Source organism: Pseudomonas sp. 2835 (genome assembly GCF_050435905.1).
Lineage (GTDB): Bacteria > Pseudomonadota > Gammaproteobacteria > Pseudomonadales > Pseudomonadaceae > Aquipseudomonas.
Window position 1 is genome coordinate 259,202 of sequence record NZ_JBNDLE010000003.1, and the last position, 12,602, is coordinate 271,803.

General features: G+C 60.7%; 15 protein-coding genes. 7 read left to right on the top strand and 8 right to left on the bottom strand.

What is annotated here, in order from left to right; all coding sequences use genetic code 11:
* The first annotated feature begins 128 nt into the window (after positions 1–128).
* From ABIE20_RS05350 to ABIE20_RS05370, 5 genes are all read left to right on the top strand, one after another.
* Positions 129–1,949: a penicillin-binding protein activator gene (locus tag ABIE20_RS05350; protein ID WP_429503405.1), complete on the top strand. Its 1,821-nt coding sequence runs from the start codon at positions 129–131 to the stop codon at positions 1,947–1,949.
* Positions 1,949–2,320, top strand: a complete 372-nt coding sequence (locus ABIE20_RS05355; RefSeq protein ID WP_045197304.1) for a YraN family protein — start codon at positions 1,949–1,951, stop codon at positions 2,318–2,320. The genes ABIE20_RS05350 and ABIE20_RS05355 overlap by 1 nt, the downstream gene beginning before the upstream one ends.
* Before the next feature lie 134 nt (positions 2,321–2,454).
* On the top strand, positions 2,455–3,048 hold the full coding sequence (locus ABIE20_RS05360) for a phosphoheptose isomerase (protein ID WP_026001179.1): 594 nt from the start codon (positions 2,455–2,457) through the stop codon (positions 3,046–3,048).
* Positions 3,045–3,623, top strand: coding sequence for a BON domain-containing protein (locus tag ABIE20_RS05365; RefSeq protein WP_429503407.1), 579 nt, complete (start codon positions 3,045–3,047; stop codon positions 3,621–3,623). Before ABIE20_RS05360 ends, ABIE20_RS05365 begins: the two co-directional genes overlap by 4 nt.
* Before the next feature lie 80 nt (positions 3,624–3,703).
* Positions 3,704–3,922, top strand: a complete 219-nt coding sequence (locus tag ABIE20_RS05370) for a YgdI/YgdR family lipoprotein (protein ID WP_429503409.1) — start codon at positions 3,704–3,706, stop codon at positions 3,920–3,922.
* 50 nt (positions 3,923–3,972) lie between these two features.
* Here the strand turns inward: ABIE20_RS05370 and ABIE20_RS05375 are convergent, their stop codons facing one another.
* The 7 genes from ABIE20_RS05375 to rplM all read right to left on the bottom strand — a co-directional run bounded on the left by ABIE20_RS05375 (position 3,973) and on the right by rplM (position 8,837).
* Complete coding sequence (locus tag ABIE20_RS05375; protein ID WP_429503411.1) at positions 3,973–4,401, bottom strand: ClpXP protease specificity-enhancing factor; 429 nt, start codon at positions 4,399–4,401, stop codon at positions 3,973–3,975.
* Between the two features lie 17 nt (positions 4,402–4,418).
* A complete protein-coding gene (locus ABIE20_RS05380; protein ID WP_010220766.1) occupies positions 4,419–5,036 on the bottom strand; it encodes a glutathione S-transferase N-terminal domain-containing protein in 618 nt (205 codons plus the stop codon).
* Positions 5,037–5,154: 118 nt separating this feature from the next.
* On the bottom strand, positions 5,155–5,934 hold the full coding sequence (locus ABIE20_RS05385; protein WP_429503413.1) for a cytochrome c1: 780 nt from the start codon (positions 5,932–5,934) through the stop codon (positions 5,155–5,157).
* Positions 5,934–7,145 carry a cytochrome b gene (locus ABIE20_RS05390; protein ID WP_045197292.1) on the bottom strand — a complete coding sequence of 404 codons (1,212 nt, stop codon included), beginning with the start codon at positions 7,143–7,145 and terminating at the stop codon, positions 5,934–5,936. The genes ABIE20_RS05385 and ABIE20_RS05390 overlap by 1 nt, the downstream gene beginning before the upstream one ends.
* Positions 7,145–7,738: a ubiquinol-cytochrome c reductase iron-sulfur subunit gene (gene petA, locus ABIE20_RS05395; protein ID WP_010220763.1), complete on the bottom strand. Its 594-nt coding sequence runs from the start codon at positions 7,736–7,738 to the stop codon at positions 7,145–7,147. Before petA ends, ABIE20_RS05390 begins: the two co-directional genes overlap by 1 nt.
* A gap of 263 nt (positions 7,739–8,001) precedes the next feature.
* Positions 8,002–8,394, bottom strand: coding sequence for a 30S ribosomal protein S9 (rpsI, locus tag ABIE20_RS05400; protein WP_038998850.1), 393 nt, complete (start codon positions 8,392–8,394; stop codon positions 8,002–8,004).
* 14 nt (positions 8,395–8,408) lie between these two features.
* Entirely contained in the window at positions 8,409–8,837 is a 429-nt protein-coding gene (rplM, locus tag ABIE20_RS05405; protein ID WP_010220758.1) for a 50S ribosomal protein L13, read from the bottom strand.
* Positions 8,838–9,089: 252 nt separating this feature from the next.
* Between rplM and ABIE20_RS05410 the strand changes: the two genes are divergently transcribed.
* Both ABIE20_RS05410 and ABIE20_RS05415 read left to right on the top strand, forming a co-directional pair.
* A complete protein-coding gene (locus tag ABIE20_RS05410) occupies positions 9,090–10,130 on the top strand; it encodes an NADP(H)-dependent aldo-keto reductase (RefSeq protein ID WP_429503416.1) in 1,041 nt (346 codons plus the stop codon).
* Between the two features lie 190 nt (positions 10,131–10,320).
* On the top strand, positions 10,321–11,241 hold the full coding sequence (locus ABIE20_RS05415; protein WP_429503691.1) for a GlxA family transcriptional regulator: 921 nt from the start codon (positions 10,321–10,323) through the stop codon (positions 11,239–11,241).
* A gap of 228 nt (positions 11,242–11,469) precedes the next feature.
* On the opposite strand, the gene zapE is transcribed toward ABIE20_RS05415, so the two are convergent.
* Positions 11,470–12,564 (bottom strand): cell division protein ZapE, encoded by a 1,095-nt coding sequence (gene zapE, locus ABIE20_RS05420; RefSeq protein ID WP_429503418.1) that lies wholly within the window; start codon positions 12,562–12,564, stop codon positions 11,470–11,472.
* Between the last annotated feature and the right edge of the window lie 38 nt (positions 12,565–12,602).

A 12,602-nucleotide genomic window follows, 5' to 3' on the forward strand; every position in this document is an offset into this window, starting at 1 on the left:
GGCAATCAGGATTGCCGCAAACCGGCGTTCCAGCACCTATATTGAAGGATTAACGCCAGCAAGATCGCGCCCCGGCCAGCGCTTGGGTACAATTGCCAGTTAATTTGATCGAGTAACAGGACCCTTACATGATCGCTTGCCTGCGGCTGTTCACAGCCCTTTGCCTCGCCGCCCTGCTGGCAGCCTGCGCCAGCTCGCCCTCGTCGAGCCTCGGCGAACTGCCGCGCACACCGGATGCCAGCATCGAGCAACTGCTTGAACAGGCCACCACCAGCAAGACGCCGGAGCAAGCTGCACTGTTGCGCCTGAGCGCCGCCGACCTGGCCTACAAGCAAAAGGACAATGCCCGCGCCGCGCGCATCCTCGAGCAAGTGCCGCTAGAGCAGCTAAAACCGGCCCAGCAGATCTTCGCCAGCACCCTGGCGGCAGAACTGGCCATGAGCCGCAACCAACCGAAGATGGCCCTGACCGCCCTGAGCCACCCAAGCCTGGCGCGCCTCAACGAGCTGCCGGAAGATCAACAGATCCGCACTCGTAGCGTGCATGCTGCGGTGCTCGAAGCCAATGGCCAGCCCCTGGCTGCCGCCCAGGAGCGTGCGCAACTGACGCCACTGCTCAAAGGCGATGCCGCCAACGCCAACAACGACGCGATCTGGAACCTTGTGGCCGCCACCCCGCGCGACCAGCTGAAAAACCTCAGCACCGGCACCGACACCATGGCCGGCTGGGCCAGCCTGGCCCTGGCGGTGAAAGGCGCCGGCACCGTCGAGCAGCAACAAGCCGCCATCGATGCCTGGCGCGCCCAGCACGCCGATCACCCGGCCGCCGCCCAGCTACCGCCATCGCTGATCAAGCTGATGGAGCTGACCAGCCAGCCACTGACCAAGATCGCCCTGCTGCTGCCACAGGAAGGCCAGCTGGCCGGTGTTGCCCGCGCCCTGCGTGACGGCTTCATGGCCGCGCACTTCCAGGCCCAGCAAGCCGGCCAAAAGCCGCCGACCATCGAAGTCTTCGACAGCTCGCGACTGACCTCGCTGGACGACTTCTACCGCCAGGCCCAGGCCTCGGGTGTGCAACTGGTGGTTGGCCCGCTGGAGAAACCGCTGGTGAAAAAGCTCGCTGCCTACCCGCAGTTGCCGATCACCACCCTCGCCCTGAACTACAGCGACGCCGGCCAGAAAGGCCCGGAGCAGCTGTATCAGTTCGGCCTCGCCGCTGAAGACGAAGCCCGTGAAGTATCGCGCCGCGCCCGCGCCGACGGCATGGTTCGCGCCGTAGCGCTGGTGCCGAAAGGTGAATGGGGCGACCGCGTACTCAAGGCCTTCCGCCAGGACTGGGAAGGCAACGGTGGCAGCCTGCTGGCCGCCCAGCACATCGATCAGCCGGTAGCCTTGGCCCAGCAGATCGCCGAGCTGTTCCAGCTGCGTCAGAGCGAAGGCCGCGCCAAGAGCCTGCAAAGTACCGTCGGCGGCGCCGTGTCGGCCCAGCCTTCGCGCCGCCAGGACATCGACTTCATCTTCCTTGCCGCCACCCCGCAGCAAGGCCAGCAGATCAAGCCGACCCTGAACTTCCAGTACGCTGGTGACGTTCCGGTGTATGCCACCTCGCACGTGTACAGCGCCAGCGGCGACGTAAACCAGTACCGAGACCTCACTGGCGTGCGCTTCTGCGATACCCCCTGGCTGCTCGACAGCGGCAACCCGCTGCGCCAGCAGGTCGAACGCCAGTGGCCACAAGCAGCCGGCAGCCTCGGCCGCCTGTACGCCATGGGCATCGACGCCTTCAGCCTGGCACCACGCCTGGGTCAGCTGCGCGCGCTGCCTGAAAACCGCATCGACGGCTTGTCCGGCAGCCTGAGCATGAACGAGAACCAGCGCATCGAGCGGCAACTGCCGTGGGCCGAGTTCTCCGGCGGCGAGATCAAGCGCCTGCCCGATACCCCACGCTGATGCCCGACAGTTCGCGCCAACAGGCCGGCCAGGCCGCCGAACGGCAAGCCCTTGAATACCTTCAAGGGCAAGGCCTGCGGCTGCTGGCGCAGAACTGGCGATGCAAACGCGGCGAGCTTGATCTGGTCATGCTCGACAGCGATACAGTAGTATTCGTCGAAGTCCGCTACCGGCTGCACGCGGATTTTGGCGGTGCGCTCGCCAGTATCGACGGGCGCAAGCAGGACAAACTGGTGCTAGCCGCCGAGTCTTTTCTGCAAAAGGAAACACGCTGGGCCAATCACCCCTGCCGTTTCGATGTCATCGCCTTGCAAGGCAGAGGTCATTCGGGCCCACCACTGGACTGGCTGAAAAATGCCTTCGAGTGCTGAACCCGCCAACCTCCTGCCCCATTACCCCTACAACTTTTTTGCTCTTTGCTTCACGGGCTGCACAGTCATGTGCCGGGACCTTTTTTGTATACTCCCGACGCGCCCGGCCAGCCGCCCTACTTAAGGTCACACTGATGGACATGCAATCCCGAATTCGCCAGCTTTTTCAGGCCAGCATCAACACCAAGCAACAGGCGATGGAAGTCCTTGCACCACACATCGAGCAAGCCAGTCAGGTCATGGTCAATGCGCTGCTCAACGAGGGCAAGATGCTTGCCTGCGGCAACGGCGGCTCGGCCGGCGATGCCCAGCACTTCTCTTCCGAACTGCTCAACCGCTTCGAGCGCGAGCGCCCGAGCCTGCCGGCCATTGCCCTGACCACCGACAGCTCGACCATCACCTCGATCGCCAACGACTACAGCTACAACGAAATCTTCTCCAAGCAGATCCGCGCCCTGGGCCAGCCCGGCGACGTGTTGCTGGCGATTTCGACCAGCGGTAACTCGGCGAACATTATTCAGGCGATCCAGGCCGCACATGATCGCGAAATGATTGTCGTAGCTCTGACCGGACGCGATGGCGGCGGCATGGCCTCGCTGCTGCTGCCTGAAGATGTCGAGATTCGCGTACCGGCCAACGTCACCGCACGTATCCAGGAAGTCCACCTGCTGGCGATCCACTGCCTCTGCGACCTGATCGACAGCCAATTGTTCGGGAGTGAAGAATGACCCCTAACCGCCTCGGCCTGATGGCCCTGACCCTGTGCCTGAGCCTCACCGGTTGCAGCTCGGTGCTCACTGCCACCCGCGACAAGCCGATCGAGGACGACCGCGGCACCCGCACCTTCGGCAGCAAGATCGATGACTCGCTGATCGAAACCAAGGTCTCGGTGAACGTCGCCAAGGCCAGCCCTGACCTGGACAAGAATTCGCACATCGTCGTCAGCAGCTTCAACGGCATCGTCCTGCTCGCCGGGCAAACCCCTCGCGCCGACCTCAAGGGTCTGGCCGAACAGGCCGCCGGCCAGGTCCAGCGGGTGAAGAAGGTGCACAACGAGTTGCAGGTGCTGCCGCCCTCCTCGATCCTGGCGCGCAACAACGACGCCTGGCTGACCACCAAGATCAAGACCCAGATGCTCACTGACAGCAACATCCCCGGTTCGCGCATCAAGGTGATCACCGAGAACGGCATCGTCTACATGCTCGGCCTGCTGACCCAACAGGAAGCCTCGCGCGCCACCAACCTGGTGCAGGGCGTGTCGGGCGTGCAGAAGATCGTCAAGCTGTTCGAATACATCGACTGATAAACCCATCGCGGGGCAAGCCCGCTCCCACCTGTGGGAGCGGGCTTGCCCCGCGATCCCACCATCCTTAGGAAGTACCCATGAAAAACGGCCTGCTGCCAACCTTGCTGATTGGCGCCTTCGCCACCCTGGCCGGCTGCTCCACCCCAAGCCAGATTACCCTCAACGACGGCCGCGAGTTCCAGGCAGTCGACGCGCCTCACTATGACCGCGCCGCCGGTTTCTACGAATTCAAGCAGCTCGATGGCAAGGTGATCAAGGTCAACAAGGACCAGGTCCGCACCATCACCGACCTGTAATCCAGGCCGGCAGACACAAAAAAGGCGATCCATGCGGATCGCCTTTTTTGTTACTTGACCACCTTCAGGCTCGGACGCCCGCTTGGCCGCGGCGGCTGGCCGCCGGCAGGCGGACCGTCGTCATCCGGCTCGAGGCTGTCGTCTTCTTCATCTTCATCATCGAGCAGCGGCGGCTCGAGCTCGAAGACCATGCCCTGGCCGTTTTCCCGGGCATAAATACCGAGGATGGCACCGGCAGGCACGAACAGGGTGTGGGCAACGCCGCCAAAGCGGCCCTCGAAGCTCACAGCCTCGTTATCCATGTGCAGGTGACGTACGGCACTGGGTGAGATGTTCAGGACGATCTGGCCGTCACTGGCGAAGCTCTGGGGTACCTGGACGGCCGGGTATTCGGCGTTGACCAGCATATGCGGTGTGCAGTCGTTGTCCACGATCCACTCATAGAGTGCACGTACCAAATAGGGGCGACTGGAGTTCATCGACAGCTCCTTAAAACCTAGCGCATTTCACGTTCAGCAGCGGACAGGCTTGCCTGAAAGGCTTCGCGGGCAAACTGTCGCTCCATGTAGTCGAGCAACGGCTTGGCCGGCCGCGGCAATTCGATACCCAACACCGGCAAACGCCAGAGTATGGGCAATAGACAACAATCGACCAGACTTTGCTCCTCACTGAGGAAACAAGGCTTGTCGGCAAACAATGGCGACACCCCGGTCAGGCTCTCGCGCAGCTCCTTGCGCGCCTGCACGCGGGCCGGCTCCTTGCTGCGCGGGTCGAGTATCAGGTCGACCAGTGCACACCAGTCGCGCTGGATACGGTGGATCAGCAGGCGGCTGTTGGCCCGCGCCACCGGATACACCGGCAACAGCGGCGGGTGCGGGTAACGTTCATCGAGGTATTCCATCACCACGGTGGACTCGTACAACGCCAGGTCGCGATCGACCAGGGTTGGCACGCTGCCATAGGGGTTCACTTCAACCAGCTTGGGCGGCAGGCGACCAGGATCGACGTTGATGATCTCGACACTGACACCCTTCTCGGCGAGAACGATGCGCACCCGATGAGAATAATGGTCAGCGGGGTCGGAGTAGCAGGCTAACCGGTTGGTCACGCCCATAGTGGTCCTCCTCGCGTATGAATTTATAAATGCTGCAAATGCAAACGCGCCCTGCGAGCGCCCCTGTGAATCCAGAGGCGCCCCAGGGCGCGTTCAACTACCAGAAACTACTGCGTGATCAGTGCACGTCCTTCCAGTATTCGCGCTTGAGCAGGTAAGCGAATACGAAGAAGAAGGCCAGATACAGCAGCACATAGGTACCGATGCGCTGGCTTTCCAGTTTGACCGGGTTGGCCGAATAGGCCAGGAAGGTCACCAGGTTCTTGACCTTCTCGTCGAACTGCTCTGGCGTCAGGGTACCGGATTTCGGCTCCACGGTCAGCTGGTCACATGCTTCATGGGTCAACGGCGAGCCGGTCAGCGGGTCATATTGCTTCTTGCCATCGACCACGGTCTGCACTTGCTTGCAGCCAATCACCTGGTTGCCTTGCAGGCCAACCAGCACGTTAGGCATGCCGACGTTCGGGAAGACCTTGTTGTTCACCCCGTACGGACGCGACTTGTCTTCATAAAAACTGCGCAGGTAGCTATACAGCCAGTCGGTGCCACGCACCCGGGCAACCAGGGTCAGGTCGGGCGGTGCGGCACCGAACCAGGTCTTGGCATCTTCAGGCTTCATGCCGATCTTCATGTGGTCGCCAATCTTGGCACCGGTGAATACCAGCTTCTCGAGCATCAGCTCGTGAGGAATACCCAGGTCGTCAGCCACTCGCTCGTAACGCTGGAACTTGGCGCTGTGGCAACCCATGCAATAGTTGGCGAAGGTGCGCGCGCCGTCCTGCATGGCGGCTTTGTCAGCGAGGTCGATATCGACTTTGTCCAGCACCAGGCCAGTCTCGGCGGCGAAGGTGAACGCGGGCATCACTGCCAGAATCAATACTGCAAATAGCTTTTTCATCAGCCAGTCACCCTTTCCGGAACCGGTTTGGTCTTCTCGAGCCGGGTGTAGAACGGCATCAGAAGGAAGTAGGCGAAATACAGGAAGGTGCATACCTGCGACAGCAGCGTACGACCCGGGGTAGGCGCCAGAACGCCGAGCACGCCGAGGATCACGAACGAGATACAGAACACCAGCAGCCAGACTTTGCTCATCCAGCCCTTGTAGCGCATGGACTTGACCGGGCTGCGATCCAGCCACGGCAGGACGAACAGCACGGCAATCGCGGCGCCCATGGCGATTACGCCCAGGAGCTTGTCCGGCACCGCCCGCAGGATTGCGTAGAACGGAGTGAAGTACCAGACCGGGGCAATGTGCTCAGGGGTCTTGAAGGCGTTGGCCTGTTCGAAGTTCGGTTTTTCCAGGAAGTAACCACCCATTTCCGGGAAGAAGAACACGATGGCGCAGAACACGAAGAGGAACACGACGACGCCGACGATATCCTTCACGGTGTAGTAAGGGTGGAATGCGATACCGTCCAGCGGCACGCCGTTCTCGTCCTTGTGCTTCTTGATGTCGACGCCATCAGGGTTGTTCGAACCGACTTCGTGCAGCGCCAGGATGTGCAGCACCACCAGGCCGAGAATGACGATCGGCAGGGCTACCACGTGCAGGGCGAAGAAGCGGTTCAGAGTGATGCCGGAGATCAGGTAGTCACCACGGATCCACTGGGTCAGGTCATCGCCGATCACCGGAATGGCACCGAACAGCGAAATGATCACCTGGGCACCCCAGTAGGACATCTGGCCCCATGGCAGCAGGTAGCCCATGAAGGCTTCGGCCATCAGCGCCAGGTAGATCAGCATACCGAACACCCAGACCAGCTCGCGAGGCTTCTGGTACGAGCCGTACAGCAGGCCGCGGAACATGTGCAGGTAGACGACGATGAAGAACGCCGAGGCGCCGGTGGAGTGCAGGTAGCGCAGGATCCAGCCGTATTCGACGTCACGCATGATGTATTCGACCGAGGCGAACGCCTCTTCGGCCGAAGGGGTGAAGCTCATGGTCAGCCAGACGCCGGTGACGATCTGGTTGACCAGGACCAGCAGGGCCAGGGAGCCGAAGAAGTAGAAGAAGTTGAAGTTCTTCGGTGCGTAATACTTGCTGAGGTGGTCTTCCCACATCTTGGTCGCGGGGAAGCGGGCGTCAACCCAGTCCATGAACTTACTCATCACGCGTTCTCCTGATCGACGCCGACGACAATTATGTCGTCCGACTCATAAGAGTGCGGCGGCACTGGCAGATTGAGCGGCGCCGGCTGGGATTTGTAGACGCGGCCAGCCAGGTCGTAGTGGGAACCGTGGCACGGGCAGAAATAGCCACCGACCCACTTCGGACCCAGGTCGACAGGTGCCACTTCCGGGCGGAACGTCGGCGAGCAGCCCAAGTGGGTGCACAGGCCGACCAGCACGAGGATTTCCGGCTTGATCGAGCGGTTCGACGGATCGACGTAGGTGGGTTGAACCGAAGCCTTGGACTCTGGGTCGGAGAGGTCGCCGGTGATCTTCTTGAGGTTACCGAGAATCTCCTCGGTACGACGGACGATGAACACCGGTTGGCCGCGCCACTCAGCAATCATCTGCTGACCAGGCTCTACCTTGGCGATATTGACCTTCACCGGTGCACCTGCGGCTTTCGCCTTGGCACTGGGGAACCATGACCCTACGAACGGGACCGCAGCCCCCACCGCTCCTGCAGCACCCACCACGGACGTGGCTGCTACGAGGAAGCGACGCCGGCCTGCATTGACGCCGTCATTGCTCATTCAGTCCTCTCCCATCAGCTTTATGGCCTGTTGCAACAGGCATCTACTAAGTAATTTCTGAACTGCTAAAAATTTGCCGCATGGTAATGAAAAGACCCTTCTCTGACAAGGTGATTAGCCTTGTGCCACCCCGCTATCCCTTGTAACTCTTGACTTGCGTCTATGCGGCAAGTTGTCACAGCAAACAACAGCATAGTTATTCAAGACATAAAAAAAGCCCGGTTCCACCAGGAACCGGGCTTTTTTTGAACACCGAAGCGAAATTAACGCTTGGAGTACTGAGGACGCTTACGTGCTTTACGCAGACCCACTTTCTTACGCTCGACTTCACGAGCGTCGCGGGTGACGTAGCCAGCTTTGCGCAGAGCGCCACGCAGGGTTTCGTCGTAGTCCATCAGTGCACGGGTGATACCGTGACGGATTGCACCGGCCTGGCCGCTGACACCACCACCGATAACGGTGACGTAGATGTCGAACTTTTCGGTGGTCTCGGTCAGTTCCAGCGGCTGGCGTACTACCATGCGCGCGGTTTCACGACCGAAGAACACGTCCAGAGAACGGTTGTTGATGGAGATGTTACCGGTACCTGGACGCAGGAAAACGCGAGCGGTTGCGGTCTTGCGACGGCCAGTGCCGTAATTTTGAGTCGCCGACATAATGAACTATTCCGTTAAATCTTCAGTTCTTGGGGCTGCTGAGCAGTATGAGGGTGAGTAGCGCCCGCATAGACTTTCAGCTTACGGTACATGTCGCGACCCAGTGGGTTCTTAGGCAGCATGCCCTTAACCGCGGTCTCGATCACGCGCTCTGGGGCCTTGGCGATCAACTTCTCGAAGTTGATTTCCTTGATACCGCCCGGGAAGCCGGAGTGGGAGTAGTACATTTTGTCCGAAGTCTTGGCACCAGTGACACGAACCTGCTCGGCGTTGATGACGACGATGTAGTCGCCGGTGTCAACGTGAGGAGTGTACTCTGGCTTGTGCTTGCCACGCAGACGGCTCGCGATCTCAGTGGCCAGACGACCCAGGGTCTTGCCAGCAGCGTCAACGACGAACCAGTCGCGCTTTACTGTTTCCGGTTTAGCAGTAAAAGTTTTCATTCTTTATAGCCTCAGGGGCCGCCCAGCGAAAATAAGACGGCAGATCTTACTGGATAGTGCGCACCTTGACAAGTCAAGGACACAGCCGCACACGGACGCTATCGGGGGCTCGGGTCAGCGCGTCCAATATTCGGCAGGGTTCTTCTATGGAGCGGGGCATCACTTCCGCTGCACGGAGAGGGGCTGAATTATCCAGATTGCGAAAAAAAATTCAACCTGCTTTTATGCTTCTTTTAGACAGGAAGCAGCCGAATGGACTATCGCCAGCTGGGCCGAACCGACCTCAACGTCAGCGCCCTGTGCCTTGGCAGCATGACCTGGGGCGAGCAGAACGACCAGGCCCAGGCCTTCGCCCAGATCGAACGGGCCAAGGCCGCCGGGATCAATTTCATCGATACGGCCGAGATGTACCCCGTCCCTCCCCGCCCGGAAACCTACGCCGCCACCGAGCGCATCATCGGCAACTGGTTCAAGCAGCGCGGTGATCGCGCCCAGTGGATCCTGGCCAGCAAGGTGGCAGGGCCCGGCAACGGCATCAACCATATTCGCGACGGCCTGCTCAAGCACAACCGCCAGCACATCGTCGCCGCCCTGGACGACAGCCTCAAGCGCCTGCAGACCGACTGGATCGACCTCTACCAGTTGCACTGGCCCGAGCGCAGCACCAACTTCTTCGGCAAGCTGGGTTACCAGCACGCGCCGCAGGACCTGTTCACCCCGCTGGAAGAAACCCTCGAAGTACTCGACGAGCAGGTCAGGGCCGGCAAGATCCGTCACATTGGCCTGTCCAACGAAACCCCGTGGGGCACCATGAAATTCCTGCAGTTGGCCGAAAGCCGCGGCTGGAGCCGGGCGGTATCGATCCAGAACCCCTACAACCTGCTCAACCGCAGCTTCGAAGTGGGCCTGGCGGAAATCGCCATCCGCGAACAGTGTGGCCTGCTGGCCTACTCGCCCCTGGCCTTCGGCATGCTCTCGGGCAAATACGAAAACGGCGCACGCCCGGCCGAGGGCCGCCTGACCCTGTTCAGTCGCTTCTCGCGCTATTCCAACCCGCAAACCGTGGCCGCCTGCAGCCGCTACGTGAAGCTGGCCCGCGACCACGGCCTGGACCCGGCACAGATGGCCCTGGCCTTCGTCACCCGTCAGCCGTTCGTAACCAGCAACATCATCGGCGCCACGACCCTTGAGCAACTGGACAGCAACCTGGCAAGCGCCGACCTCAAGCTCAGCGACGAGCTGCTCGCGGCCATCGAAGCCATCCATCAGGACCAGCCCAACCCCGCACCCTGAGACGCGCTCCCGGTTCCCACCAACAAGGTGGGAACCGAGGGTAGACACAATCGCCAAAAAATAAGACGATCCAGCCGGTGATTGACCACTCTACCCTATAAGAATAAAGAAAATGATGTTTACCCAACCCACGGCGTCCTTGCGGCGCGTCAGTATCCTGGCCATCGACAACGTCTTCGCATCGACCCTGATGCAGGCCAAGGATTTCTTCCACCTCGCCAGCCTGCGCTACAGCAAGCAGTTGGGCCTGGGCCTGCAGCCGATGTTCGAAACCCGCCTGGTGAGCCCTGACGGCCAACCTGTGCGCAGTTTCAGCGAAGTGCTGCTGCCGGTCGACAGCGGCCTGGAACAGGCCGACATCATCATCCTGCCGGCGTTCTGGGACGATTTCGATGCCCTCTGCCAGCGCTACCCGCAAGTGCTGCCCTGGCTACGCGAGCAACACGCCCGCGGCGCCGTGCTCTGCGGCGAGGCCAGTGGCGTGTTCTGGCTGGCCGAAGCCGGCCTGCTCGACGGCAAGGAAGCGACCACCTACTGGCGCTTTTTCAGCCAGTTCGAAGAACGCTTCCCCAAGGTCAGCCTCAACCAGGACAAGCACCTGACCGACGCCGACAACCTCTACTGCGCCGGCGGCACCACCTCGGCCTGCGACCTGTACATCTACTTGATCGAGCGGTTCTGCGGGGCCAATGTCGCGCAAGCGGTGGCCCGCGACATCCTCTACGAAGTGCAGCGCAACTACACCCCGGGGCGCATGGGCTTTGGCGGGCAGAAACTGCACCAGGACCTGATCATCCTGCAGATCCAGCACTGGCTCGAAGAGCACTTCGCCGACAAGTTCCGCTTCGAGGACGTGGCCCGCAACCACGGCATGAGCATTCGCAACTTCATGCGCCGCTTCCAGAGCGCCACCGGCGACAAGCCTCTGCACTACCTGCAGCGGCTGCGGATCGAAACGGCCAAGGGCTTGCTGTCGGGCACGCGCAAGAGCATCAAGACCATCAGCTATGAAGTTGGCTATGACGATGCGAGTTTCTTTGCCCGGTTGTTCAGGCAGCACACGGAGTTGTCGCCGAATCAGTATCGGCAGCAGTTTATGCAGGAGGCCTGAAGGGCCTCCCCAGCGGCAAGCTATAAGCTACAAGCGGCAAGTAAGAGCGAGATCAAGAGCAGCGCGCGGTCGGCTCTTGATCCTGCTTGCAGCTTGCAACTTGGAGCTGCGTTTAAGGTTTATGCGCAGCTTCAAGCTACAAGCTTCAAGTAAGAGCAGGATCAAAAGCAGCACGCGGTCGGCTCTTGATCCTGCTTGCAGCTTGAAGCTTGAAACTTGCAGCTGCTTTTAAGGCTTATGCGCCCGTGACAGGAATTCGTGGGACTGCATTTCCAGCAAACGGCTCAGGGTGCGCTGGAATTCGAAGGTCAGGCGACCACCGGTGTACAGGTCCTTGAGTTCAACCTCGGCCGAGATGATCAGTTTGACGTTGCGGTCATAGAACTCGTCGACCATGTTGATGAAGCGCCGGGCGATGTCGTCGGTGGCCACGCTCATCTGTTCGACGCCGCTAAGCAGCACGGCATGGAAGATCTTGCCCAGTTCGATGTAGTCGTTCTGGCTGCGCGGGCCGTCGCACAGTTCGCGGAATTCGAACCAGGCCACGTCGTCACAGGTACGCAGGGCGCGGATTTCGCGGTTCTCGATCACCAGCACATCGTTCTCGACCGCCTGGGTACACTCAGGGGTCAGCGCCTTGAAGCTCTTGCGCAGACTTTCGTGGGCCGCTTCGTCGAGCGGGAAGTGGAACAGCTCGGCTTGTTCCAGATGACGCAGGCGATAGTCGACGCCGCTGTCGACGTTGACGATCTCGGTGTTCTGCTTGATCAGGGCAATCGCCGGCAGGAAGCGCGCGCGCTGCAGGCCGTCCTTGTACAGGCCGTCAGGGACGATGTTGGAGGTGGCCACCAGGGTCACGCCGTTCTTGAACAGCTCCTCCATCAGGGTGCCGAGGATCATCGCGTCGGTAATGTCGGAGACGAAGAACTCGTCGAAGCAGATCACCCGCGCCTCGTCGGAGAAGCGCTTGGCGATGATGGTCAGCGGGTTCTTCTCGCCCTTGAGGGTTTTCATTTCCTCGTGGACGCGCTTCATGAAGCGGTGGAAGTGCGTGCGCACCTTCTGCTTGAACGGCAGCGCCTCAAAAAAAGTATCGACCAGGTAGGTCTTGCCGCGGCCTACCCCACCCCAGAAGTACAAGCCCTTGACCGGTGCCTGGCCCTTCTTGCCGAACAACTTGCCGAACACGCCCGGCTTGTTGTTCTGCGCCGCGATCAGATCGTCGTACAGGCGCTGCAGATGACGCACTGCAGTTTCCTGCGCCGCGTCATGGAAGAATTCGGGACGTTTCAGATCTGCTTGATATCGTTCTAGGGGCGTCATAATTCGTTAGCAAGGTAACAAAAACGGGCCGTCACTGT

Bases quoted from the DNA above. Each gene is read 5' to 3' on its own strand.
- ABIE20_RS05375 (WP_429503411.1), bottom strand. From the start codon at position 4,401: ATGAACTCCAGTCGCCCCTATTTGGTACGTGCACTCTATGAGTGGATC.
- petA (WP_010220763.1), bottom strand. From the start codon at position 7,738: ATGAGCAATGACGGCGTCAATGCAGGCCGGCGTCGCTTCCTCGTAGCA.
- ABIE20_RS05390 (WP_045197292.1), bottom strand. From the start codon at position 7,145: ATGAGTAAGTTCATGGACTGGGTTGACGCCCGCTTCCCCGCGACCAAG.
- ABIE20_RS05380 (WP_010220766.1), bottom strand. From the start codon at position 5,036: ATGGGCGTGACCAACCGGTTAGCCTGCTACTCCGACCCCGCTGACCAT.
- rpsI (WP_038998850.1), bottom strand. From the start codon at position 8,394: ATGTCGGCGACTCAAAATTACGGCACTGGCCGTCGCAAGACCGCAACC.
- ABIE20_RS05360 (WP_026001179.1), top strand. From the start codon at position 2,455: ATGGACATGCAATCCCGAATTCGCCAGCTTTTTCAGGCCAGCATCAAC.
- ABIE20_RS05365 (WP_429503407.1), top strand. From the start codon at position 3,045: ATGACCCCTAACCGCCTCGGCCTGATGGCCCTGACCCTGTGCCTGAGC.
- ABIE20_RS05385 (WP_429503413.1), bottom strand. From the start codon at position 5,934: ATGAAAAAGCTATTTGCAGTATTGATTCTGGCAGTGATGCCCGCGTTC.
- ABIE20_RS05410 (WP_429503416.1), top strand. From the start codon at position 9,090: ATGGACTATCGCCAGCTGGGCCGAACCGACCTCAACGTCAGCGCCCTG.
- rplM (WP_010220758.1), bottom strand. From the start codon at position 8,837: ATGAAAACTTTTACTGCTAAACCGGAAACAGTAAAGCGCGACTGGTTC.
- ABIE20_RS05355 (WP_045197304.1), top strand. From the start codon at position 1,949: ATGCCCGACAGTTCGCGCCAACAGGCCGGCCAGGCCGCCGAACGGCAA.
- zapE (WP_429503418.1), bottom strand. From the start codon at position 12,564: ATGACGCCCCTAGAACGATATCAAGCAGATCTGAAACGTCCCGAATTC.
- ABIE20_RS05370 (WP_429503409.1), top strand. From the start codon at position 3,704: ATGAAAAACGGCCTGCTGCCAACCTTGCTGATTGGCGCCTTCGCCACC.
- ABIE20_RS05415 (WP_429503691.1), top strand. From the start codon at position 10,321: ATGCAGGCCAAGGATTTCTTCCACCTCGCCAGCCTGCGCTACAGCAAG.
- ABIE20_RS05350 (WP_429503405.1), top strand. From the start codon at position 129: ATGATCGCTTGCCTGCGGCTGTTCACAGCCCTTTGCCTCGCCGCCCTG.